At 65.5% G+C, this 22,200-nt stretch carries 27 protein-coding genes, 1 tRNA gene and 1 pseudogene; 11 read left to right on the plus strand and 18 right to left on the minus strand.

Annotated features, from left to right (window positions below; translation table 11 throughout):
- Nucleotides 1-41 precede the first annotated feature (41 nt).
- Nucleotides 42-509, minus strand: a complete 468-nt coding sequence (locus PSV26_RS15410; RefSeq protein ID WP_300571972.1) for an SRPBCC domain-containing protein — start codon at nucleotides 507-509, stop codon at nucleotides 42-44.
- A gap of 156 nt (nucleotides 510-665) precedes the next feature.
- Between PSV26_RS15410 and PSV26_RS15415 the strand changes: the two genes are divergently transcribed.
- The gene (locus PSV26_RS15415) at nucleotides 666-1,379 is read left to right on the plus strand and encodes a haloacid dehalogenase type II (RefSeq protein WP_300571973.1); all 714 of its coding nucleotides are present in this window, start codon (nucleotides 666-668) and stop codon (nucleotides 1,377-1,379) included.
- A 195-nt stretch (nucleotides 1,380-1,574) separates the two neighbouring features.
- On the opposite strand, the gene PSV26_RS15420 is transcribed toward PSV26_RS15415, so the two are convergent.
- A complete protein-coding gene (locus tag PSV26_RS15420; protein WP_300571974.1) occupies nucleotides 1,575-2,219 on the minus strand; it encodes a cysteine hydrolase family protein in 645 nt (214 codons plus the stop codon).
- Between the two features lie 94 nt (nucleotides 2,220-2,313).
- Here PSV26_RS15420 and PSV26_RS15425 point away from each other — a divergent pair, with 94 nt between their 5' ends.
- The 5 genes from PSV26_RS15425 to PSV26_RS15445 all read left to right on the plus strand — a co-directional run bounded on the left by PSV26_RS15425 (nucleotide 2,314) and on the right by PSV26_RS15445 (nucleotide 5,533).
- Nucleotides 2,314-3,291, plus strand: coding sequence for a helix-turn-helix domain-containing protein (locus tag PSV26_RS15425; protein WP_300516146.1), 978 nt, complete (start codon nucleotides 2,314-2,316; stop codon nucleotides 3,289-3,291).
- A gap of 143 nt (nucleotides 3,292-3,434) precedes the next feature.
- On the plus strand, nucleotides 3,435-3,908 hold the full coding sequence (locus tag PSV26_RS15430) for a YeeE/YedE thiosulfate transporter family protein (protein WP_300571976.1): 474 nt from the start codon (nucleotides 3,435-3,437) through the stop codon (nucleotides 3,906-3,908).
- Nucleotides 3,905-4,315 (plus strand): DUF6691 family protein, encoded by a 411-nt coding sequence (locus PSV26_RS15435; protein ID WP_300571978.1) that lies wholly within the window; start codon nucleotides 3,905-3,907, stop codon nucleotides 4,313-4,315. Before PSV26_RS15430 ends, PSV26_RS15435 begins: the two co-directional genes overlap by 4 nt.
- Nucleotides 4,312-4,887 (plus strand): pseudouridine synthase, encoded by a 576-nt coding sequence (locus PSV26_RS15440; protein ID WP_300516154.1) that lies wholly within the window; start codon nucleotides 4,312-4,314, stop codon nucleotides 4,885-4,887. Before PSV26_RS15435 ends, PSV26_RS15440 begins: the two co-directional genes overlap by 4 nt.
- Nucleotides 4,874-5,533: a class I SAM-dependent methyltransferase gene (locus PSV26_RS15445; RefSeq protein WP_300516157.1), complete on the plus strand. Its 660-nt coding sequence runs from the start codon at nucleotides 4,874-4,876 to the stop codon at nucleotides 5,531-5,533. Before PSV26_RS15440 ends, PSV26_RS15445 begins: the two co-directional genes overlap by 14 nt.
- 27 nt (nucleotides 5,534-5,560) lie before the next feature.
- Here PSV26_RS15445 and PSV26_RS15450 read toward each other — a convergent pair whose 3' ends face one another.
- The gene (locus PSV26_RS15450) at nucleotides 5,561-6,085 is read right to left on the minus strand and encodes a DUF2242 domain-containing protein (RefSeq protein ID WP_300516318.1); all 525 of its coding nucleotides are present in this window, start codon (nucleotides 6,083-6,085) and stop codon (nucleotides 5,561-5,563) included.
- A 349-nt stretch (nucleotides 6,086-6,434) separates the two neighbouring features.
- Between PSV26_RS15450 and PSV26_RS15455 the strand changes: the two genes are divergently transcribed.
- Together PSV26_RS15455 and PSV26_RS15460 are read left to right on the plus strand one after the other, a co-directional pair.
- Nucleotides 6,435-6,510: transfer RNA gene (locus PSV26_RS15455), tRNA-Ala, on the plus strand.
- 23 nt (nucleotides 6,511-6,533) lie between these two features.
- Nucleotides 6,534-7,199 (plus strand): GDSL-type esterase/lipase family protein, encoded by a 666-nt coding sequence (locus tag PSV26_RS15460; RefSeq protein ID WP_300516160.1) that lies wholly within the window; start codon nucleotides 6,534-6,536, stop codon nucleotides 7,197-7,199.
- 181 nt (nucleotides 7,200-7,380) lie between these two features.
- On the opposite strand, the gene PSV26_RS15465 is transcribed toward PSV26_RS15460, so the two are convergent.
- Entirely contained in the window at nucleotides 7,381-7,992 is a 612-nt protein-coding gene (locus PSV26_RS15465; RefSeq protein ID WP_300516163.1) for a hypothetical protein, read from the minus strand.
- Between the two features lie 351 nt (nucleotides 7,993-8,343).
- Between PSV26_RS15465 and PSV26_RS15470 the strand changes: the two genes are divergently transcribed.
- Complete coding sequence (locus PSV26_RS15470) at nucleotides 8,344-9,330, plus strand: VCBS repeat-containing protein (protein WP_300571980.1); 987 nt, start codon at nucleotides 8,344-8,346, stop codon at nucleotides 9,328-9,330.
- A gap of 19 nt (nucleotides 9,331-9,349) precedes the next feature.
- On the opposite strand, the gene PSV26_RS15475 is transcribed toward PSV26_RS15470, so the two are convergent.
- From PSV26_RS15475 to PSV26_RS15485, 3 genes are read right to left on the minus strand one after another with little or no spacing between them, the layout of a single operon-like run.
- The gene (locus PSV26_RS15475; protein WP_300516168.1) at nucleotides 9,350-9,940 is read right to left on the minus strand and encodes a carboxymuconolactone decarboxylase family protein; all 591 of its coding nucleotides are present in this window, start codon (nucleotides 9,938-9,940) and stop codon (nucleotides 9,350-9,352) included.
- Nucleotides 9,941-9,976: 36 nt separating this feature from the next.
- On the minus strand, nucleotides 9,977-10,918 hold the full coding sequence (locus PSV26_RS15480) for a DHHA1 domain-containing protein (protein ID WP_300571982.1): 942 nt from the start codon (nucleotides 10,916-10,918) through the stop codon (nucleotides 9,977-9,979).
- A gap of 44 nt (nucleotides 10,919-10,962) precedes the next feature.
- Nucleotides 10,963-11,358 (minus strand): hypothetical protein, encoded by a 396-nt coding sequence (locus tag PSV26_RS15485; RefSeq protein ID WP_300571984.1) that lies wholly within the window; start codon nucleotides 11,356-11,358, stop codon nucleotides 10,963-10,965.
- A 279-nt stretch (nucleotides 11,359-11,637) separates the two neighbouring features.
- Between PSV26_RS15485 and PSV26_RS15490 the strand changes: the two genes are divergently transcribed.
- Nucleotides 11,638-12,105 (plus strand): TerB family tellurite resistance protein, encoded by a 468-nt coding sequence (locus PSV26_RS15490; protein WP_300516174.1) that lies wholly within the window; start codon nucleotides 11,638-11,640, stop codon nucleotides 12,103-12,105.
- Nucleotides 12,106-12,202: 97 nt separating this feature from the next.
- Here PSV26_RS15490 and PSV26_RS15495 read toward each other — a convergent pair whose 3' ends face one another.
- Genes PSV26_RS15495 through PSV26_RS15515 form a run of 5 tightly spaced genes read right to left on the minus strand, consistent with a single transcriptional unit; the run spans nucleotide 12,203 to nucleotide 16,431 of the window.
- Nucleotides 12,203-12,592, minus strand: a complete 390-nt coding sequence (locus tag PSV26_RS15495; protein ID WP_300571986.1) for a hypothetical protein — start codon at nucleotides 12,590-12,592, stop codon at nucleotides 12,203-12,205.
- A gap of 41 nt (nucleotides 12,593-12,633) precedes the next feature.
- On the minus strand, nucleotides 12,634-13,359 hold the full coding sequence (locus PSV26_RS15500; RefSeq protein ID WP_300571988.1) for an ABC transporter ATP-binding protein: 726 nt from the start codon (nucleotides 13,357-13,359) through the stop codon (nucleotides 12,634-12,636).
- Nucleotides 13,356-14,549, minus strand: a complete 1,194-nt coding sequence (locus PSV26_RS15505; protein ID WP_300571990.1) for an ABC transporter permease — start codon at nucleotides 14,547-14,549, stop codon at nucleotides 13,356-13,358. The genes PSV26_RS15500 and PSV26_RS15505 overlap by 4 nt, the downstream gene beginning before the upstream one ends.
- On the minus strand, nucleotides 14,546-15,763 hold the full coding sequence (locus tag PSV26_RS15510; RefSeq protein WP_300571992.1) for an efflux RND transporter periplasmic adaptor subunit: 1,218 nt from the start codon (nucleotides 15,761-15,763) through the stop codon (nucleotides 14,546-14,548). The genes PSV26_RS15505 and PSV26_RS15510 overlap by 4 nt, the downstream gene beginning before the upstream one ends.
- Complete coding sequence (locus PSV26_RS15515; protein WP_300571994.1) at nucleotides 15,760-16,431, minus strand: TetR family transcriptional regulator; 672 nt, start codon at nucleotides 16,429-16,431, stop codon at nucleotides 15,760-15,762. The genes PSV26_RS15510 and PSV26_RS15515 overlap by 4 nt, the downstream gene beginning before the upstream one ends.
- A 118-nt stretch (nucleotides 16,432-16,549) precedes the next feature.
- Here PSV26_RS15515 and PSV26_RS15520 point away from each other — a divergent pair.
- Nucleotides 16,550-16,762: pseudogene (locus PSV26_RS15520) on the plus strand (TerB family tellurite resistance protein); the annotation flags it as partial.
- Nucleotides 16,763-16,937: 175 nt separating this feature from the next.
- Here the strand turns inward: PSV26_RS15520 and PSV26_RS15525 are convergent.
- The 6 genes from PSV26_RS15525 to PSV26_RS15550 all read right to left on the minus strand — a co-directional run bounded on the left by PSV26_RS15525 (nucleotide 16,938) and on the right by PSV26_RS15550 (nucleotide 22,127).
- Nucleotides 16,938-18,968: an ATP-binding protein gene (locus tag PSV26_RS15525; RefSeq protein WP_300571996.1), complete on the minus strand. Its 2,031-nt coding sequence runs from the start codon at nucleotides 18,966-18,968 to the stop codon at nucleotides 16,938-16,940.
- A 255-nt stretch (nucleotides 18,969-19,223) separates the two neighbouring features.
- Nucleotides 19,224-19,736: an Rrf2 family transcriptional regulator gene (locus tag PSV26_RS15530; RefSeq protein ID WP_300571998.1), complete on the minus strand. Its 513-nt coding sequence runs from the start codon at nucleotides 19,734-19,736 to the stop codon at nucleotides 19,224-19,226.
- 143 nt (nucleotides 19,737-19,879) lie between these two features.
- Nucleotides 19,880-20,395, minus strand: a complete 516-nt coding sequence (locus PSV26_RS15535) for a universal stress protein (RefSeq protein WP_300572000.1) — start codon at nucleotides 20,393-20,395, stop codon at nucleotides 19,880-19,882.
- A complete protein-coding gene (locus tag PSV26_RS15540; RefSeq protein ID WP_300572002.1) occupies nucleotides 20,392-21,366 on the minus strand; it encodes a TerC family protein in 975 nt (324 codons plus the stop codon). Before PSV26_RS15540 ends, PSV26_RS15535 begins: the two co-directional genes overlap by 4 nt.
- A gap of 117 nt (nucleotides 21,367-21,483) precedes the next feature.
- Complete coding sequence (locus PSV26_RS15545) at nucleotides 21,484-21,759, minus strand: zf-TFIIB domain-containing protein (protein WP_300572061.1); 276 nt, start codon at nucleotides 21,757-21,759, stop codon at nucleotides 21,484-21,486.
- Nucleotides 21,760-21,797: 38 nt separating this feature from the next.
- Nucleotides 21,798-22,127, minus strand: a complete 330-nt coding sequence (locus PSV26_RS15550; protein ID WP_300572003.1) for an HPF/RaiA family ribosome-associated protein — start codon at nucleotides 22,125-22,127, stop codon at nucleotides 21,798-21,800.
- Nucleotides 22,128-22,200: the final 73 nt, after the last annotated feature.

A 22,200-nucleotide genomic window follows, 5' to 3' on the forward strand; every position in this document is an offset into this window, starting at 1 on the left:
TAGCGGGGTCTGTGGGGGCCGGGGCCAGGCGGGTCAGCGCTTCAGGCGGAGCAGTCCGTGACTTCCGGAATGAAAGGCGCACCCTGCCCGGTCTCGACCAGGCTTTGCAGGCTGCCAAGGTACTGGTTCCAGCCGCGTTCGCAGACCCCAAAACATTCGAAGTCCGGCGTGAGACCGATGTGGTCAAAGTCGAGCAGGGTTTTGCCGCCGGGCTGTGGCGTGAGCCGGAAAACGATGTCGGTGCCCACCCATTCGTCCTTGCGCCTGAAAGCGTCGACATTGATCAGGGCCTCCACACAATGCCAGCGCACTTCACGCCCGGGCTCCAGGCTGTTGATCTGCATGACCTTGTGGTGTTCGCCAAAACGGAAGGTGGCCTTGTCGCCCACGGTGGTGGCGACGTCGCAGCTCTGCGTCCACCAGCTGCGCAGGCCGTGCTGTGTGGCCACGGCCTGGTAAACGGCGGCGGGGGAAGCGGCCAGCAGAAGCTGGCGGTGGTAGTGGTTCATGAAAAGCTCCTTGCAGATAAATAAAATAGAAATAGACAAGAATAGGCAACCATTTAGTTGCATTTATATTCTGCACCGCCTTAACCAGTCATGCAACCATTTTGTTGCATTATTTGATGCCGCGTCGCCGGCACCCCGCGTGCGGATAATGCGCAAATGACCACCCCACCCGCACCCGCTCTCCCCCAGGTTCTGGCCTTCGACGTTTTCGGCACCGTCGTGGACTGGCACAGCAGCATCGCGCGCGAAGTGCAGGCCCTGCGCCCGGACGTGGACGGCAACGCGTTTGCGCTGGCCTGGCGCGCCGGCTACCAGCCGGCCATGCGCCGCGTGATGGCCGGTGAGCTGGGCTGGACGCTGATCGACGACCTGCACCGGCTGATCCTCGACAGCATCCTCGGCGAGTTCGGCCTGGCCGATTTGAGCGAGGCGCAAAAGCAGCACCTGAACAGGGCCTGGCACCGGCTGGACCCGTGGCCCGATGTGGTGGCGGGCCTGACGCGGCTCAAGTCGCGCTTTACGATCTGCACGCTGTCCAACGGCAACATCGGCCTGCTCACCCACATGGCCAAACGCGCGGGCCTGCCTTGGGACTGCATCCTGTCGGCCGAAGTCTTTCGCGCCTACAAGCCCGACCCGACCACCTACCTGGGCGTGGCCAGGGTGTTTGATGTGGCCCCCGCCGACGTGATGCTGGTGGCGGCCCACCAGGACGACCTGGCCGCCGCCCGCGCCTGCGGCCTGCAGACCGCCTACATCGAGCGGCCGGCCGAGTTTGGCGCGGCGCAGCCCAAAGACGTGTCACCCGACCCCGCCAACACCTGGCACGCGAGAAACTTTCTGGCCCTGGCAGAGCAGCTGGGCTGCTGAGGGTATTGGCAGCCGCAAGGACTGCACGCTTTGACAGTCAGCGCAGCAGCCGGCCCGGGCCCTCTACCAGAGCTTTGGCTTCACCTTTTGCGGCCCCTTCGGCAAATACCGGGAAGATCCGAACAGCGTGTTCATGACCCTGCGCCTGTAGGTCGCCCCCCCGAACGCAGACTGGCGTCGGTCAGCGCCCCAGGCTCAGGCCGGCGCCGTCTCGCTGGCACGTCCGCGCCGGCTCGACAACAACACGTTGTCCTTGGCGATCGCCTCACCCGCCTGCATGGCTGCGATCCAGTCGCTGGTACTGGTCACCGCCGCGAAGTTGCTGTGGAACACCACGCAGAAAACTCGGTGAATTTCTTCCGCGCTCGCCCGGCCCGCGGCATTGGCGTAGGGCAAGGAGCCACTCGCATCGGCGAGAAACTCCACGGTCAGGCCACGATGCATGGCCTCGAACGCGGTGGCGGCGTCGCAGTTATGCGTCATGTAACCCGCCAGGCTGAGCGTGTCGATCCGTTCACGGGCAATCCAGTCGGCGAAGTCGGTCCCGGTGAAAACGCTGGGAAAGGTCTTGGTGACCAGATGGTCATGCGGGCGCCGCGCAACCTCCGGATGCAGCTGTCCGTTGTGCGCATCCGCCTGAAACAGCGGCGCGCCTTTTGCGGCGTGGTGGCGCACCACCACGACAGGAATGCCGGCTGCGCTGGCTGCATCCATGGCCTGCGTCACCTTGGGCAATGACTGCCCTGTGGGCGGGTATTCGATGGGTAAACCGCCGCCTTCGAAATATTCGTTTTGCACGTCGATCACCACCAGGGCGCGGCGCAGTGTGGGCTTGTTCACAAGTAGCTCCTTTTCAGTTGGGACAGGGTCATTGTTCGCCTGCACATGCCGGATGGAAAGTGGCCCAAAAGCCAATTATCGATAGAATCGGGCCATGCGCACCTCTCCAGCAGAGTCTGTCGCCGTCGTCGCCTTCGACGGTATCAGTCCCTTTCATCTGTCCGTGCCCTGCCTGGTGTTCGGTGAGGATCGGACGGAGTCGGGCCGGCCGCGCTTTCGACTGCAGGTGTGTTCGCTCGAATCCGGCCCCCTGCGCACCAACGCCGGCTTTTCCATCGAAGCTTCGCATGGGCTGGAAGCCATCCGCCGGGCCCGGATTGTGGTGGTGCCGTCGTGGCGCAACGACGGGCAGCCCGCGCCCCCCGCGCTGCTGAAAGCGCTGCGGGATGCCCATCGGCGCGGCGCAACGGTGGTGGGGCTGTGTCTGGGCGCCTTTGTACTGGCTGAAGCCGGCCTGCTGGACGGCCGTCCCGCCACGACGCACTGGCATTTGGCTGCCGCCTTTGCCAGGCGGTATCCGTCCGTCAAGCTGCAGCCCGAAGTCCTGTATGTGGACAACGGCGACGTGCTCACCTCGGCCGGCACGGCAGCCGCCATCGATTGCTGCCTTCACCTTCTGCGCGTGCGCCACGGGGCCGAGGCCGCCAACCAGGCCGCCCGCCGCATGGTGGTGGCGCCTCATCGCCAGGGCGGGCAGGCCCAATACATTCGCCAGCCGGTGCCGGCCGCGCCCGAGCGTGACCGCCTGATGCCGCTGCTGGAATGGCTGGGCCAGCACCCGCAGCAACCGCACCAGCTTGACGAGCTCGCCCGGCGCGCATTGATGAGCCGGCGCACGTTCACGCGGCGCTTTCGCGAAGCCACGGGCACCACGGTGGGCCAATGGCTGCAGAACCAGCGCCTGGCCTTGGCACAGCGCCTGCTGGAAACAAGCGACCGGCCGGTTGAGGCGGTCGCAGCCGATGCGGGGTTCGGATCAGCCGTCTCGCTGCGTCAGCACTTTACGGCAGCCTTCAGGGTGTCGCCCTCCGCGTACCGGCGACAGTTCTCCACCGTGCAGCGCGGGCCCTGAGTCCAACGCCGTTTGCATCGGCGCGCGCCGGGCGGCACACACGCCAACTGTCGATCATTGAAAACTCACACCCAAGCGTTCTGCGCGACAAGCAGGACAGTCCTTGATAAGCTTCCTACTCTGCGACAAACCAGGTTGGCCCCATGAACCTTTCCCTCTCCCTCTTCCCCCTCGGCTGGCAGCACTACCTGCTCGGCGGGCTCATCATTGGCCTGGGCACGTCGCTGCTGTTCGTGCTGACGGGCCGCATCGGCGGCATGAGCACGGTGTTCTCCAGCACCTGGTCCTTCATGCTGCGCCGGCCGTTTTTCCAGCAGGCGCGTTTTGTCGAGTCGCGCGGCTGGCGGCTGGTGTATGCGGCCGGGCTGATTCTCGGCGCGCTGGTCTGGTGGCTGGGTTTTGCCGGCGGCAAGCCGGAAGCCACGGCGGTGCCGGTGTGGCAGTTGCTGGTGGGCGGCTTCTTCGTGGGTTACGGCGCGCGGCTGGGCAACGGCTGCACCTCGGGCCACGGCATCTGCGGGCTGGGTTCGCTGCAGTTGCCTTCGCTGATGGCGGTGCTGACCTTCATGGCCACCGCCTTCCTGACGGCCAACCTGGCGGCGAGGTGGCTGTCATGAGCGGCGCGGCGCGCGGCCTGGCCACGTTGGCAGCGGGCGCGCTGTTTGGTTTTGGCCTGTCGTACTCGACCATGATCCGGCCCGAGGTGGTGCTGAGCTTTCTGCGCTTTGAGGACTTCGGGCTCATGCTGGTGATGGGCGGCGCCGTCGTGGTGGTGGCGCTGGTTTACAAACTGGCGCCCCGGCTGCTGGCCCGGCCGCTGCTGGGCGACCATTTCCACACCCACCCCAGCGCCTGGAACCGCGACACCGCGGTGGGCGCGGCACTGTTCGGCGTGGGCTGGGGGCTGTGCGGCGTGTGCCCCGGCCCGGCCATTGCCGGCCTGGGCGCGGGCAACGTGGACCTGTTGTGGGCGCTGGCCGGCATAACGTTGGGCGCGCTGGTGCAGGGGCTGCGGGCCAAGTGAACGACCGCCTGGCCCGCCTGATTCTTTTCAACAAGCCTTATGGCGTGCTGAGCCAGTTCACGCCGGAGGGGCGCTGGCGCGGACTCAAGGACTTCATCGCGATCCCGGACGTGTACGTGGCCGGCCGGCTCGACGCCGACAGCGAAGGCCTGCTGCTGCTGACCGACAACGGCCGGCTGCAGGCCCGCATCAGTGACCCTCGCTTCAAGATGGAAAAAACCTACTGGGTGCAGGTCGAAGGTCTGCCCGACGAAGCAGCGTTGCAGGCGCTGCGTGCAGGCGTGCAGCTCAAGGACGGCCTCACGCTGCCGGCCCGGGCCCGCCTGCTGTCGCCGCCGCCCGGGGTGTGGGAACGCGAGCCGCCGATACGCACCCGGCAAGCCATTCCCACAGCCTGGATCGAGCTGGTGATCCGCGAAGGCCGCAACCGCCAGGTGCGGCGCATGACAGCGGCCACGGGTTTTCCGACGCTGCGCCTGATTCGTGCGGCGATCGGCCCCTACCGCCTGGACGGCCTGGCGCCGGGCAGCTGGCGTGAAGAGCAACAGGAGACCGACCATGACGATGCCTGAAAAAGAGACGGTGCAGCCAGCGGCCGGCGCGTCCTGGTACGACCGCCACATCCTGCCGCGCGCGCTGGACTTTGCCTGCGGCCTGCCGATGCTGGGCCGTCAGCGCCAGCTCGTGGTGCCGCTGGCGCGTGGCCGTGTGCTGGAAGTCGGCGTGGGCACGGGACTGAACATGCCGTACTACGACAAGTCCCGCGTCAGCCGCATCACCGCGCTGGACCCGGCGCTGGAGCTGCACCCGCTGGCGCTTGAGCGCATCGCGCAGGCCGGGCTGGACGTGGAACTGCTGGCACTGTCGGCCGAGAAAATTCCCCTGCCCGATGCGAGCTGCGACACGGTGCTGATGACTTACACCCTGTGTTCCATCCCCGACCCGCTGGCCGCACTGAAAGAAATGCGCCGCGTACTCGCGCCCGGTGGCCGGTTGCTGTACTGCGAACATGGCCGCGCGCCTGATGCCTCGGTGCGGCGCTGGCAGGAGCGGTTGCAGCCCCTGTGGGGCAAGGTGGCGGGGGGCTGCCACCTGGGGCGCGACATTCCGGCCCTGCTGCAGGAGGCCGGCTTTGTGCTGCCTGACCTGCACACACGTTACCTGCCCGGGCCGCGGCCCTTCACCTTCCACTACTGGGGCGAGGCCCTGCCCGCCTGAACACGGCCTGCGGACCGCCCCGGCGTTTTACTCGGTGTCGCCCATCACCAGGTAACGCTTGACCAGGTCGAAGAAGCGGTCGTAAAACGCATCGGAGGTGATGGTTTCGCTGCTGACCTTGACCAGCGAGTCGTTGCTGGCGCTGAAGGGCAGCGAGACCGACCCGATCGCCCCCACCCCGAGGCTGGCCGAGTTGTTGCTCTTCTTCAGGGCATAACTGTCCTGCAGGGCCGTGACAAAACCCAGGCTGACCTTGCCGTCGGCGCTGTCCGGCGCGCACACCACGCGAATCGCGATCTGAAGATGCGCCTCGGGCTCAGGCTGAAAACTTTTCTGCGCGTCCACCAGGTCCTTCCTGGCGGTGTTGATGAGGTAACCCTGGCTCAGCAGGGCCCGCCGGGACGCCTCGCAGGTCTGCGCGGGTGTGGCGTCAAACAGGCGCGAGTAGGTGGCGGTGGATGCGAACTGCTCCTGCAAGGGGAACTGCTTGATCGGTGCGGCGCAGCCGGCCAGCAGCGCCAGCAGCGCCAGCCCGCCGAAGGCGCCCGGCAGCGCCACGGAGGTCTTGCCGCGTATCCAGGACAGGTTCAAAACAGGGATCTCCTTCAGTCGATCACAGCGCCGGAACAAGCGCCGACACGGGGCCAGTCAGCCTACCACAGCGACCCGTCTGGGGGGCAGCCAGGTCGAGTCAGGAAACCGCTCGACAGATGCTGACGCCCGACCAGAACTGAACGCCCGACGCGGGCTACCACGCGGCACGTCATGCGGTGTGGCCTGCTCACCGGCACCTGAAAAACACCAGCTTTGCGCACTGCTTTGCGCCCTGCCCTGTGCCAACCTCCCCGGCCATTTATGGGCGCCCCCAGACATGCAACACTGCACTAGAATCGGCTTGCGTGGGGGGGTAGCTCAGCTGGGAGAGCGCTGCGTTCGCAATGCAGAGGTCGGGAGTTCGATCCTCCTCCTCTCCACCACTTTTTTCACTCCGTCTGTTTCGATGCACTCCCTGCCCTCCCCAGCCGCCACGGCGCGGCGCCATTTGCTGCTTGGCGGCCTTGCCAGCGCCATGCTGCTGGCCACGGGCTGCTCAAAGTCGGCCAAACCCACTGCCAGAACGCTGGCCGGGGACGCCACGCTGCTGTGCCTCGGTGATTCGCTGACCTTCGGGTATGGCGCGCCGGCCGGCACCGCGTACCCGCCGGTGCTGGAGCAACTGACCGGACACGTGGCGCAGAACGCCGGTGTCAACGGCGACACGGCCGAGGGGGCACTGGCCCGACTGCCGGCGCTGCTGCAGGCCAACACGCCGGGCCTGGTGCTGGTGTCGATTGGCGGCAATGACTTTTTGCGCAAGCTGCCGCCGGAGCGCACGCGGGCCGCGCTCACATCCATCGTGCAGACAGCCGCGGCCAGCGCGCAGGTGGTGCTGATTGCGCAGCCCGAGCCGGCGCTGATGGCGCTGGCCACCGGCGCGCTGAAAGACCACGGGATGTATGCTGAAGTCGCCAGCGCCACCGGCGTGCCGCTGTTTGCGGGGGGCTGGTCACACGTGCTGTCGCGGCCCGAACTGCGCTCGGACCAGATTCACGCCAATGCCGAGGGCTACAAGGTGTTTGCCGAACGCCTGGCAGCGTGGCTGCGTGAACAGAAATACCTGGCCTGAGCTGCCGGCCCCATGAGCCGGCCTCATGAGCCGGCCGCGATATTGCTCTGCTTTTTATAGCTACTTGCGCACGCCCCTGTTGGGCTACAGCCGTTTTGACCACATTTTGACCACCGAAATAGAAAAGCCAGGCACTGCCTGGCTTTTCTTGTTCCGGCGCTGTCAGCGCCCGGAATCGGCCTTAACCGCGGCCGTTGCGGCGGTCGTTGCGCATCATGCGATCGACGTCCTTGCGCAGCGCAGTCAGTTCGTTACGCAGCTGGCGGCGCTCCTGCGGCGTCACGACGCCGTCGGCCTTGAAGGCGACCTCATGGCGCTCGATGGTGCGCTCACGGTTGTGCAGCCTGCCCGCTTCCCGCCGGGTAATGCGGCCGGAGCGCACACCTTCGTCGATACGCTGGCTGATCTTGTACTCCTGCCTGTCGATGCCGTTGGTATTGCCAGCGACGGGGGGCGCGTTGTACACGTTGTTGGCCATCATGCGTTCCACGTCGGCGCCCAGGGCGCCCAGGTCGGCGCGCAGCTGCTGGCGTTCCTGCGGGTTGGTGCTGCCATTGGCCTTGTAGCGCATTTCACGGGCTTCGATCTCGCGGTCGCGCCGGTACAGCGCCTGCGCCTCCGAAGGCGTGATGTGGCCGGACGCCAGGCCCTGCTGGATGCGGGCGCTGATCGCCTGCTGCGACTGGTCAATGCCGGGGGTGTTGTTGTTGCCTTGTGCCATCGCCGGGGCCATGCCCAGACCGGCAAACAAGGCGGATGCCAACAAGGAAGCGGTCAACAGTTTCGATTTCATGGGGTTCTCCTGCGATGCGGATGAAAAGCCAGCAGCCCGTCAGGCCGCTTGCGGTGGCTGGAAGGGTTTCCAGGGTCGGCAAATGGCGGTGGGGAGCTGCTCCTGAAGCACTGCTTTTTGGAAGGCATGTGGGTGATTCAGTGAGGCGATTGTTGTCCTGACCTTGTGAAGGCCGTGTAGGCAAAACGGAGATTTACCAGGGATTTACCGCGCGACTGCAGTGGTATCCAGATGCGCGTGAGGACCGGCGCGCTGGTACAGGTCGGGCGTCCGACCTTCGCAACGCGGTACACCCGTGCCAACATGGGCACGATTCATGTAAGAAAAGCCAGCCCGGTACGACCCATTTTCATGACATCCACCTCCCTGGGCCAGGCCCGGCTCCCTCGCCTGCTGCGCCGCGGCGTACCCCTGTTGCTGGCCTCATGGGCGTTGGCCGGCACGTCCTCGGCGATGGAACTCCGGGTGCAAGCGTCGTCAGCCCAGTGTGGCGTTCATGCGCCGGCCCCGCCTGCGCCGCCCGCAGCGGCCGGGCAACGCCTGCCGCAAAGCCAGGCCGTGCAGGGGCACAAAGACATTCTGTGGGCCTGGCTGGGCTCGCCCACCGCACGCTACCCGCACGCGGCGCTGGGTTCACCGGTCCACGCGGCCAGCCTGCATGTGCTGGTGTCCGGTGCATCAGGCGCCGTGCAAGAGCTGGTGTATCACCTGCCGCTGCACCGGGTGTTTGAAGACCGGGTGCCCCGGCTCGCCGATATGGATGCGGACGGACGCGATGAAATCATTCTTGTCGAAGCCGATGCGCTGCGCGGCGCAGCGTTGGTGGTGTTTGGGCTGCGCGCCAGCCCGCAGCCCCGTACCGGCAGGGATGTGGATTCGGTCCGGACCTTGTCCGAAGTGGCCCGCAGCCCCTATGCCGGCGCCACCTTCCGCTGGCTCAATCCGGTGGGCGTTGCCGACTTTGACGGCGACGGCAAGCCTGACATTGCCAGCGTGACCACGCCCCACGTGGGCGGCGTGCTCACGCTGTACCACTTTCGCCCGCCCCGGCTCGAGGCCTACGCCAGGGCAATGGATGTCTCCAACCACCGCATGGGCGCGCTGGAGCAGCAACTGGCGGTGACGGTTGAACAGCCTGGTAGCCGGCCCGCGATCGTGGTGCCGGACATGCAGCTTGCGGCCTTGCATGCGCTGCGCTGGGACGCGCCGGGACAATGGACAGAGCTTGCCGACCTTAAGCCACTGCCGGCACGCGTCGAACGGCTGACCCCTTTGGCCGGCGGCGGCTGCCTGCTGCTGGCTGACGCCTCGTGGTGGCGCGTGACGCTGATACCCTAGGGGCCGGCGACCCTCGCCCTCACCCGTGTTTGCCCGCCGTCCAGCCTTGGGCGCCCAAGGCCTGCGTGGCCACGCCCTCAGGGCTGGCTTCGAGCGGCGTGGCCATGGTGTCGTTCCAGCGGTTCAGGAAAGCAAACATGGCCACCACGCCCAGGATTTCGGTGATTTCGGTGTCGCTCCAGTGCTGCTGCAGCTGTGCAAACTGTTCGTCGGTCACCGCGTTGGGCTGGCTGGCCGCGGCCAGGGCAAAGTCCAGGGCCAGGCGTTCGCGCTCGCTGTAATGCGGGCTGCTGGCATAGGTCCAGACGTCGGCGAGCTTGGCTTCACTGATGCCGAAGTTTTTGGCGCCCAGCAGGGTGTGGGCCTGGCAATACAGGCAGCCCGCCACCTTGCTCACCACATGGCCGATCAGCCGGCGAAAACCCAGGTCCACCTCGCCTTCGGGGTCCATCACCGCACCGTTGAGCTGCGCCAGCGCCTGCACAAGTTTGGGCTTGCGTTGCATGGTCAGCACGCTGTTGGGGGTGAACCCCAGCGTGGTCAGGAAGAAGTCGAAATGCGGCTGGAGCGCCGGCGTGGTGTCGGGAGGCAGGGGGGCAAGGCGTGGCATGGGCGGGGGTGTCCGTTGATGAGGTTGGTTGAGGGCTTACCGGGCTTCGGGGTCCGGCACCGCGGCCGCGTCAAACACGCCGCTGAGCAGTTCGGGCAGGCGCGCGGTGCCCATCTTGAAGCCGCAGGCCTGCGCGTGGCCGCCGCCGCCCATGCTTTCGGCCAGCGCGATGCAGTCGAAGCCGCGTTGCGAGCGCAAGCCGGCCTTGACCACGCCGCCCGGGGCCACCGTCCACATCAGGGCAAAGGTGCCGCTTTGTTTTGAAAGCAGGTCGCCCACCAGGCTGTGAAACACGCCGGGCGCGTTGACCATCAGGCCCTGCTGGCCGTTGAAGACGACCGGCTGCGCGTTCTCGGCGATGCCGGCCGCGAGCTTGCTGAATTTTTCGTCCATGGCCTGGCCGCGCGCCATGAAGGCCGCCACCTGTTCGGGACTGAACGCAGCGATCGCCGCCCAGCGCGCAAAGTCGTGGGGTTCCATGTCGAGCGCCGCCAGAAAGGCAGGGCTCTCGGGGTGGCGCCAGACCCAGATGTCGCGGTCCTCGATGAAACGGACAAGGTCCGGCAAGGGGGTGGCGGGATGAAAAAACTCCCAGGCCAGGCGGGCCCCGCATTTGTCCATGTCGAAATGCACCACACCGCAACGGCAGGCAAAACCCGTGAGTTTTTCTGCGGCGCTTTTGTGGTGATCCAGCATCACGAGTTTGGCGGCGCGTTCTTCGATGCCGCGCAGGATGTCTGCAGAAAACGAAAAATCGAGGATGTACACCGCGCGCCCGGCCAGCGCCGGCAGGTCATCGACCGATCGGGTGTCGCCGTGGTCCAGCCCCACCAGTTCGGCCCGGCCTTCGTAATACAGCCAGGCGGCCAGGGCCGCGGCAAAGCCGTCCGGACAACCACGGCCGTGGTACAGGATCAGGGGCTGCGGGTCGTTTTTGTCAGGCGCAACCAGCAGTTGCAGGGGAAGTATGGTTTTCATGGCCTCCCGATTGTCGCCCGACGGCGGCTCGGGCTCCCCGGGGATCAGTCCTGGGGCGCCGGGGCGTGCGGTGGCCGGCGGCTGGCGGCTTCTTCGGCGCTTTCCATGTGCTCGTTCGGCCGGTCGGTGTGCGACACCCAGAGACCGTCGGCCACATACCCGGGACCTTTCATGATCATCACGATGACACAACCAAAAGCCACCGTGACCACCATGGACCAGTGAAACAGGATGGCGCCCAGCACCATGTAGCCCACCATCTGCTCCCAACGGGCCTGGGCGGCCCCGGCGGCGGGATCGTTGAACAGGTACACCAGCCCCAGGACCAGCAGGGGCAGCAGCGTGCCCACCGCGGCAATCAAGGGCAGCTTGCGCCACAGCGTCCATTCCAGGCCGCTGGCGGCGCGCCGGGAGTTCGGGAGTTTTTTCAACCAGTTCATCGGGGGTCCGGCAGGTCAGGGAAAGTTTGTTGCACGATGTCCAGTATTCCACGTGGGCGGGCGCCCCGTCATGACATGGATCAGGGAGCGCGGCAGACGGTCAGCACCGAAGTTTTTGTTGTAGCCCAGCTTGTCCGTCCCCGCCGCAGCGTGAAGCTTTGCCCATGTTGATGTTGTGGGGGACGGCTGCCTCACCGCCGGGACGGGAACCAATCCGCGCCGGCCCGCTCCATCGTGCAGGCCTTTGCGCGCTTGGCCGCAAAGCTCCGAAGGAAGCCCATGCTCAGAACCCTCAAAGACCTCATTGACACATTCACGACGCCCGCCCAGGCGCAGTCCCCCCGCGAGCGCGAACATGCGCTGCAACTGGGCACCGCCGTGCTGCTGGTGGAGGTCATGCGCGCCGACCCCACCATCACGGCCGCCGAAAGGGCCACCGTGCTGGACACGCTGCGCGGAAAATTTTCGCTCGCCGACGACGAGCTGGCCCGCCTGCTGGAACTGGCGGAGGACACGGCCAGAACCAGCCACGACTACCACCGCTTCACCTCCGCCATGAACGAGCACTTCACGCAGGCGCAGAAGATTCACATGGTGGAAACCATGTGGCAGGTCGCGTATTCGGACGCCCATCTCGACGCGCACGAAAACCACCTGATCAGCAAGATTGCCGGCCTGCTGCATGTCACGCACGGCGAATACATAGGCGCCAAGATGCGCGCCAGGGAAGCCGCCGGCCCGGCCTGAACGCGGGCAGACGCCTGATACGCTACGGTATTCATAGCTGCTCGCGCCCGTTCCAAAAGGGCTACAGGCACTTTTTACATACTCCGGCCAGCCCGTGTCAGTGCGTTGGTTTCAATCCACGCAGCGCCACGATGGCCACCAACCCCCAGAACAGCAGCCTGAGCGCCAGCGCACCCACCGTGCGTGTTTCATAGGCACCCCCACCCGCAACATGCGCGGCAAAAGCGCCCGCCACGAGAGCGGTAACCAGCGCCAGCAGGCTGGCCGCCCGGGCGGCCCAGCGACGCCCCCGCCACAGCCCGACGCCGCTGAACACATAGGCAAAGCCGGCGAGAAAATTGAACCACAACACGAAGTCCACGGCGTTGCCAACGGCGGCGCGCGCTTCGGTGCCGCCAAACAGCGCACGCCCGCCACTGAAGACCGTGAGTACACCAAAAGCGATGGCCACGGCGGCGAGGGTCCTGAGGAGTCGGGAAGTGTTCATGCAAGATCCTTTCATGCGTCCGGCGCGCGCCCATCCAGTCATCAAAAGCTCAGCCCCTGGCCGGCTTCTTCAATCGTCTGGCCATCACGGATGTGATAGATGCGCTTGAACGTGGGAATGATTTTTTCGTCGTGGGTCACCACGATGATCGCGGTCTGGGCCTGCCGGGCCATCTGGTTGAGGATGCGCATGACGGCGAGCGCCCGTTCACTGTCCAGCGGGGCGGTGGGTTCATCGGCCAGGATCACGGGCGGACGATTCGCCAACGCCCGCGCAATCGATACGCGCTGCTGCTCACCGCCCGACAGTTGCGAAGGCTCGGCCCTGGCACGGTGGGCCACATCCAGCGCGGTCAGCAGTTCCAGCGCCCGGGCCCTGGCCTGGGCATTGGATACGCCGGCCAGCATGGGCAGCAGGGCCACGTTGTCGGTGATGTCCAGAAAGGGAATCAGGTACGGTGCCTGAAACACAAAACCGATGCGGTCGCGCCGCAGGGCACGCAGGTCGGAGGTGGTCCAGCCATTGTCGTAAATCACATCGTTGCCCAGCGTCATCCGCCCCGACGTGGGTTCAATGATGGCACCCAGGCATTTGAGCAGCGTGCTTTTGCCCGAGCCCGAGGGGCCCACCAGTCCCACGACCTCGCCGGAGCCCACGGTCATGTTGACGTTCCTGAGTGCCGCGACGGCGGTGTCGCCCTGCCCATACACCTTGCGCAGGCCTTCAATGCGGATGCCGCCGGCGCTTGCCGGAGTTGTCGGGGTCATCCGATCGCCTCTGCGGGATCGACCTTGAGTGCTGCGCGGATGGCCAGGGTGCTGGCCAGCGCACAGATCAGCAGCGTGCCGCCCAGCCCCATCATGGCATCCTGGGTCAGCAGCAGCACGAACTTGGGAAACACCGGCGCCCAGAGGGTGGCGCTCACCTTGCCGACGACAAAACCAATCAGCCCCAGGCCCAGCGCCTGCTGCAGGATCATGCTGGCGATCGTCAGGTTGCGCGTGCCGATGAGCTTGAGCACCGCGATCTCGCGGATCTTGCCCAGCGTCATGGTGTAGATGATGAAGGCCACGATGGCTGCACTGACCACCGCCAGAATCACCAGGAACATGCCGATCTGCCTGGCCGAAGTGGCAATCAGCTTGGCGACCAGAATTTCCTCCATGCCGTCCCGCGTGAACACCTCCAGGTGCTTCCAGCGCCGAATCGGGTCGGCCACCTGCCCGGCCTCGAACCCGGGTGCCAGCTGCACCAGCACGGCATTGACGTTGTGGCTGCTGGTCTGCAGCGCCTGCACCGCATCAAGCAGGCCCGGCACGCCGGGGCGGTTGAAGGCCGGGTTGGTGGCGGTTCGGGTGCGGTCGTTGACGATGGCGTCGTTGTCTTTCAGGAACTGCGCCTCCTGGGCGTCCTTGAGCGGGATGAACACCATCGGGTCGCCGCCTGAGGACACCATGCGTTGCGTCAGTCCCACCACGGTGTAGTCGTGGCGGCGGATGCGGATGCGCTCGCCCAGGGCAAAGCCGGTTTTCACATCGGCCACGGCTTCGTAATGGCTGCGTGTGAGCTGGCGGCCCGCCACCAGGTGGCCCGGCTCGCCTGGCTGGCCGGATTCCATCCCGACCACCATGGCGCGGATGTCGTCGCCGTCATGGCTTTGCACCTGCATGGTGAAGTAGGTCACGTTGGCCGCCTGTGCCACACCGGGCATGCCGCGCACGCTGCGCACCACATCGTCTTTCAGGCTCGACGATTCGGCATACGGCCCCTGCGTGTCCTTTTGAACCACCCACAGGTCGGCCCGGCTGTTGGTCAGCAGGGCTTGTGCGTCATCGACCATGCCGCGGTAGACACCGGCCATGGTCAGCGTCACGCCGATCAGCAGGCCCAGGCCCAGACCCGTGAGCACAAACTTGCCCCAGCTGTGCGCAATGTCGCGCCCGGCCAGACTGATCACGGGGCGCCCCCTTTGCGTCCGTCCTTGATCAACGTGTCGACCACCTGCACGCGGGCGCCGGCGGTGAGGGCCTTCTGGCTGTACACCACCACCTCGTCACCGGCTGTGAGGCCGGCCATCACCTGCACCTGGCCATCCAGACTGCGGACGCCCAGCCGCACCGGCGCAAACACCGGCTTGCCATGCTCGATGCGCCAGACGCCGGTTTCACCCTGGCGATGCTGGATGCTGGCACTGGGCACCAGCAGTGAAGAATCTGTTTCAGGCAGCTGCAGCGTGACTTCGGCCAGTTCACCAACGGAGGCACCCATCGCGCTGGCAGTCGGCGCCTGCGCAAAGGCCACCTGGGCGATACGCTCCTCGGTCACGCTGTCGGCCAGCAGTTCCACGCGCGCGACCTGCCCCGGCACGGGCGCACCCGGGTGCGAACGCAGCACGATGCTCGCGGTCAAGCCCGGCGCGAGACCGGCCGAACGCCCCTGGTCCACCCGCAGTTTCACCCACAGGGTGGACGGGTCGATCAGGCGCAGCACAGGCTGGCCGGCCACCACGGTGGTGCCGGCTTCGGCGTCGCGGCTGGTCACCACCCCATCGGCCAGGGCCAGCAGACGGACGTTGCCGCGTTGCTGCTGCAGGCCGGCGCGCTCGGCCTTCTGGCGGGCCACGTCCTGGCCAGCGCCGGCCAGATTGGCCTGGGCAGTCTGCAGCGCAGCGTCGGCGGACGCTTTTTCCTGCATGCGGGATTCGAGCGCAGCGGCACTGATGAAATTTTGCGCGGCCAGCTCCTGGTTGCGTCTGGCATTGATGGCGGCCAGTTCCCGCCGCGCCGCAGCGTCCTTCACCTGGGCCTGCGCCGCTGCCTGCGTGCTGCCCGCGCGGGCCAGTGAGGCATCCAGGGCCGCGAGGCGCTGGTCTAGATCCACCGGGTCCATGTCGGCCAGCAACTGCCCGGCCTTGACCGTGTCGCCCACGTCCACCCGGACAGTCAGCACCCGTCCCGCCGTCGTGGGGCCAACCATCCAGCTGCGCCGCGCTTCCACGGTGCCGATGCCAAAAATCGCGGGTGCCAGACGCCCCTCCTGCACCCGCGTGACCGTGATGCGGGTGGCCGCGAGCGGGCCGGTGCGCAGCGCCACCCAGGCCAGCACACCCACCAGCACCAGGACCAGGGCGCCCAGCGTGATGCGGCGTGAAAACGGACGTCTGCTTTTCATGAGTTTTCCTTCAAGGCGGGGGCGTGCCTGTCTGCCGCCGCTGTCCGGCCTCTTCCGGCGGCGAGCCCGCGCAGGTAAATCGTGAGCACCCCGCGAGCATGCGTGGTCACGGCGCGGACGTCGCCACTGAGCAACGACTGCATGACCAGGCCCTGCACCGAACCGATGAACAAGACGGCGGCGGCCTGCAGGTCCGTGCCCGGCGCCAGCAAGCGCTGGTGCTGCGCCTGCTGCAGCACACCCATGAGCAAGCTCCGGTATTTCTGCATCAGGCTGCGCACGCGGGCCTTGAGTGCGGTGTCCTGCGCGTGCTGCAGTTCCTGAAAGATGAGCCGGGGAACGCCGGGATGGGCCACCACAAAGTCCACATGCGCCATGAACACCGCCTGCAACGCTGCCATCGGGGTGGGCGCCGCGCCAGCGGCGGTTTCCAGCCGGGCCATCAGCGTGTCGGAAGCCCCGTCCAGCACGGCCAGCCAGATGGCCTCCTTGCTGGCAAAGTGCCGGAACACCGCGCCCTGGCTGATGCCCACAGCCTGGGCCAGGTCGCCCGTGGTGATGTCAGCCGGGCTGCGCTGCGCGGCCAGTTGCAGGGCGGCCTCCACCAGGCCGGCCTGGCGGACTTCAGTGGCCTGTTTGATGCGCTTGCCGGTTGTTTCTGCAGTCATGGGCATTCAAGTAATTAATCAATTACTTTGATTATGGCTTCAGCCCTGTTGCCGCGCAGGCATGAATCCGACCGAACTTTGATCAAGCTCAAACAACACCGCCAGCACCCGCCACGACGATCAGCGCTTCTCCTCCGCCATGAACGAGCACTTCACACACGTGCAGAAGATCCACGTGGTGGAGGCCATGTGGCAGGTGGGGTATTCGGACGCCCACCTCAACGCCCACGAAAACCACCTGATCAGCAAGATTGCAGGCCTGCTGCCTGTCACGCATGGCGAGTACATGGGCGCCAAGATGCGCGCCAGGGAAGCCGCCGACCCGGCCTGAGCGGGAGTCCGGCGCCTGAAACTGCTCTGATATTGATAGCTGCTTGCGCTCGAACCAAAAGGGCTGCGAGCGCTTTTTGTTCTGAATTTCTCTGCCGGAAGCCGGAGGCTTCAAAAATGACCTGGCCGCGCGCCACTTGAAAGGGGCACAGGCCGGGACCCGGTACGTGCCCCGCTCAGTCCGCGACCAGGGTGTCGATGATCGCGAACATCTCCGCGGTCTTGATGGGTTTGGCCAGGTAGTCGTCCATGCCGGCCTCCAGGCAACGCTCGCGGTCGCCGCGCATGGCGTTGGCCGTCATGGCCACAATCGGCGTGCGCAGGCGCTCCTGTTTGCGTTCGAGCAGGCGAATGGCCTTGGTCGCCTCAATGCCGTCCAGGTCGGGCATCTGGATATCCATCAGGATCACGCAAAAGCGGTGCATCAGGAACTTCTCCACGGCTTCCCGACCCGTGCCCGCCAGGGTCACGCGGTAACCGCCACGTTGCAGCAGCGTCATCACCAGCGTCTGGTTGATCAGGTTGTCCTCAACCACCAGCACCGGCAGTTCCTCTTTCGTCCCCGGCGGAAGGGTTGCCGAGAAAGGGGGCAAGGCGTCCGGTGTCTGCAAAGGCGTCACATCCTCGGTGAAAGCCATGGTGAAATGAAAACTGCTGCCGGAACCGAGGTTGCTGTCCACCCACAACTCGCCCTGCATCAAGCCGACCAGACGGCGCGAAATCGTCAGCCCCAGACCCGAGCCGCCAAACCTGCGCGTGGTCGACGTGTCTTCCTGACTGAAGGCCTGGAAAATATGCTGCTGCTTTTCCCGCGAAATGCCGATGCCGGTGTCTGTCACGGTGAAGTGCAGCATGGCGTCACCGGTTTCGCCCGGCTCCAGCGTGCAGTGAACGCTGACCTCGCCGCGGTCTGTGAATTTGACGGCATTGCCGAGCAGGTTCAGCAGAATCTGCCGCAGGCGCACCTGTTCGCCCACCATCCGCCGCGGCACCCCAGGGGCCATCGTGCTGCTCAGGCGCAGCCCCTTTTCCTGGGCCCGCAGGGACAGCGACTGGACCGCTTCGTCCACCAGCTGGTGCAGATCGAACGGAATCAGCTCCATGGTGAGCATGCCGGCCTCGATTTTCGAGAGATCCAGAATGTCGTCAATGATGGTCAGCAAGGCATCCGCCGACGTTTTCACAATGCCGAGAAACTGTCGCTGCTGCGTCGTCAGCTCGGTTTTGAGCACCAGACCTGTCATGCCCAGGATGCCGTTCATGGGGGTACGGATCTCGTGGCTCATGTTGGCAAGAAACTCGCTTTTGGCCCGGTTGGCTGACTGGGCTGCGGCGACGGCTTGCTGCAGTTCGTCGCGCCTTGCGCCGCGTTCCTGCACCAGGTCGGCAATCGTGCGGGACAGCACCGCAATGTCGTCACTGCCCGCGAAACCGTCAGAAGCAACATGCGGCAGCAGTTCCGCCAGCGCGCTGCGCAGTGAGGCCAGGGCCTCCTCGCGGTTGTCCAGCTCGATTCTCAGCCGGTGGGCGGTCTGGTCGAGAATCTCGAACGTGGAACGAAATTCCAGGGGCAGGGTCTGCAACATCGACGCTCCCGCAGGATCGCCGTGGCGCGGGAATTTCGCCTTGAAGGTGTTCACGCGCTCCAGCGAACCGAGCCAGTGGCGCAGTGGAAACCAGATCAGCAGCAAGCCGCCGGCAAGACCGGCCAGCGCCATCCCCAGGGCAGCGTGCATCAATTGCCACAAGCCTGCGGCCACCTGATCCACCGCAAAATTCAGTTGCAACACGCCATAGTCGCGCCCTCCCACTGAAATCTTCCGGCTGACGGGGCCCAGGTTCGCATCGACCGCGTCGCGCAGCCACCTGGGTGGACGCACCAGCGCGGGTTGGGCGTTGTCGCGCTCCAGGACACCGCCGGCGAGATCGATGAACGAGGCCGACGAAAACTGTGAGTTCCGGACAGCCTTTTCCAGAAGGCGCTCAATGGTGTCGTAGTCCCCGATCACCGCGCTGTCGGAAATGGTCTGCGTCGCCACTTCGACCAGCATGGTCGCCGAGTCCTGCGCGTTTTCGACGGCCTCGGAGAACTGGAAATGGTAAAACAACCACAAGCCGCTGCAGACAAACAGCAGCAGAGTCACCGTGTAGAGAAGATAGACCCGCGCAACCAGCGATTGCGGCAGGAGTCGGGCCAGATCGATCATCGGTAGCCGCTCAGCCCAAGCCGGTCCGGGCCGGCTGGTCCAGCTGCGGGCAGGCAAGGGTCAGACGGATGTGGTACTGATTGACCGAAAAGAAGGCAGAAACTGGTTTTTCGGCCTGCGCGAAGGCACAGCCTGACAGCATGGCCCTACAGCCTGCAAGGTGACGGAACAAGGATCGCCTTCAAAGTCAATGAAGGTAAAAAGTGTAGCTGCCGACGGGCCGCGCGGTTGGCCGATGTGCGGCCAGAACACCCTTTACTTTGACCGATCGGCGCTCAGGCTTTCACCCCCCCGGGGTGCATCAGCCGCCTGGGCCGCGCCGGCGAAATGGCGATCGGCCGCACCCTGGCCTGCGGGGTCCTGCTGCAACACCAGGTCGTGCAGGGAAACCGACGCCAGGAATTGCGCCATCTCGCGTTCAAGGTCGGCGCACCAGTCGCTGGCAATCCGCTGACCCGCAGAAGGGTTGGCGCTGGACGGCTCCGGCGCGGCGCGGGCGCCCGGCGGCTTCGATTCGTCGACGGCGTAGACGATATCGGCCACAGTGATGTCAACAGCGCTGCACGCCAGGCCATAGCCGCCGCCGGGCCCGCGCGTGCTGCGCACCAAACCTCGCCGGCGCAGCCGTGCAAACAGCGACTCCAGATACGTCAGGGAGATCTTCTGCCGTGCACCGATCGTTGCCAGCGCGATCGGCCCCTGCTCTGCGCGAAGGGCCAGATCAAGCATGGCGATCACGGCCACACGACCTTGGGTAGCGATTTGCATCATGAACTTTCGATTGTTGTTTCCAGAATCAGAACTTCCCCGGACCACCGGCGACGGTCCCGCCACAGCACATCCCCATCCGGCAGGCGGCATGGAGCGCGCGGTCGGCACTGCGGCAGCGTCATTCGGCATGGCCACAGGCGTCACCGCACGATCAGCACAGGCAGCCTGGCCAGGTGCACGATCCGGTAGGCCACCGATCCCAGCAAGAGGGATTCGGTAGCGGTCAACCCGCGTGAGCCGATGGCAATGCCGCGACTGCCCAGCGCATCGGCCAGGCTTGCGATCTCCGGCGCTCCCTCGCCCATGAGCACATGCAGGCGCCAGGGGACCGACGCTGCGTCGAGCAACTGGCGCGCCTGCACCGTGGCTTGCCATCCGCGCCGCGGCAGTTCGGTCTCGGCGGCCTCCTTGTTCAGCCAGGGCTGGACATGCACCAGATCGACTCCGGCGCCCTGCTCCGGTGTGGCCAGTCCCGCGGCCATCGAGACGGCGCGCAAAGAGCCGGCCGAACCATCGACCGCCACCAGCCAGCGCGCAGGGCCGGACGCCTCGCCGCTCCCGTCGCCGTGCCAGGACACGGCGACGAGCCGGCCCAGGTCATCGCGCCGCTCGTGGGCTGGCGCCGGCAGAACGCCCTGTGTTGCAGCATCGGTCATGCGTCACTCCTGGAAGGTTGGCGGGCCGTCATCTTCAGGCTGAGGACAATGGAAATGAGAATGATGGAGCCCACGATCAACAGCGACCACTGCACCGGCATGTGAAACCAGGGCATCGCCAGCATCTTGCCTCCGATAAAGACCAGCACCAGCGCCAGGCCGTACTTGAGCAGGTGAAAGCGTTCAGCCATGTCAGCCAGCAGAAAGTACAGCGCCCTCAGGCCCATGATGGCGAAGATGTTGGAAGTGAACACGATGAACGGATCGGTGGTCACCGCGAAAATGGCCGGGATGCTGTCCACCGCGAACACCAGGTCGCTGGCTTCGATCATCATCAGCACCAGGAACATGGGCGTCGCATAACGCAGGCCGTTGATGCGCACGAAAAACTTCTCGCCATGAAAACCCGGCGTGATCCGCATGTGGCCGCGCAGCCAGCGCAACAACGGATTTTTCTCAAGGTCGGGCTTTGCGTCGGCCATGACAAGCATCTTGATCCCGGTCACCACCAGGAACGCGCCGAACACGTAGAGCACCCATGCAAACTCCGACACCAGCCAGACGCCCGCCATGATCATGCCGGCGCGCATGACAATCGCACCAATCACGCCGTACAACAGCACGCGGCGCTGCAACTCCGGCGGAACCGCGAAGTAGGTAAAGATCATCACGAACACAAACATGTTGTCCACCGCCAAGGTCTGCTCGATCAGGTAGCCGGTGAAGAACTCCAGGGCCTTGCGGTTGGCGATTTCTCGGCCGGCCGTGCCGTCCAGATACCACCACAACAGGGCGCCGAAAGTTGTGGCCAGGAGCATCCAGGCCACGACCCAGCTCCCGGCCTCCCTGACCGACACACGATGGGCCTTGTTGCCGCCCAGGACGAACAGGTCCAGGGCAAGCATGGCAATGACGAAGGCGATGAAGCCGGCCCACATCGGGCCCGTGGCGAAAGACTCAATATTGCTCATGGGAGCATCCTGGGCCTGAGCTGCTGGTGGGCGTTTTCTGTAAAGGCATGATCGAAGCGCTTGTTTTTTTCATGGGTTGCAAGGTGGTCTGAGAGAGGCCATTTGAGTAGGCGACGCTCAGTCGAAAATCTCACTGAGCCACGACTTCTGCTTGCGCGGATAACCGCGCTGGCGATGCCGGTAGTCGGAATCGACGAAGTCGGGAGGGCTCTGCCGGGGCGCCTGCCTTGCCTGAACCGGCATGGGCTCTGGGGGCGCTGCGGACAGGGCGATCAGCTTGTCGAGTTCGCCGCGGTCCAGCCAGACGCCGCGACACTGGGGGCAGTAGTCAATCTCGACACCCTGGCGTTCGGACATCAGCAGGGTGGCCTCGGGGCAATGGGGGCATTTCATCAAGGGTTCTCCATCAACGTTGGAATATCTACGCAGCCTCAGCGCTGGCAAGCGATGGTTCGCCGGGGCGGGTGCGGCGGCTGCAGTTTGAGCAGCAGGGCCCGCACGGCGCGGGCCAGCGCACTTTGCAGTGCCGAGCCCCAGTCACGGGCGATCGAGGTGATGACCACGGTTCCGGCGCCCTCGGCAGTGAGTTCGACCTCGCAACGCTTGTCGATACCGTTGTGTGCGCCTTGCACATGCGAGAGCCTGACCCGGGCGCGCGGGGCCAGCCAGCCGAGCGGGCGCGTGGTCTGCCGTACCCGGCGCAATGCAAACTCACGAAGCTCCTCCAGCCAGGGCTGACGGGATTCGAAAATAACCTGCATGTCGATCTCCTTTGCTTTGGAAGCTTCGACCATACCGTTGGTAGAATTTCTTTAAAAGCAGATAATCATTGAA

This window comes from Polaromonas sp. (assembly GCF_029945685.1).
Taxonomy (GTDB): Bacteria; Pseudomonadota; Gammaproteobacteria; order Burkholderiales; family Burkholderiaceae_C; genus Polaromonas.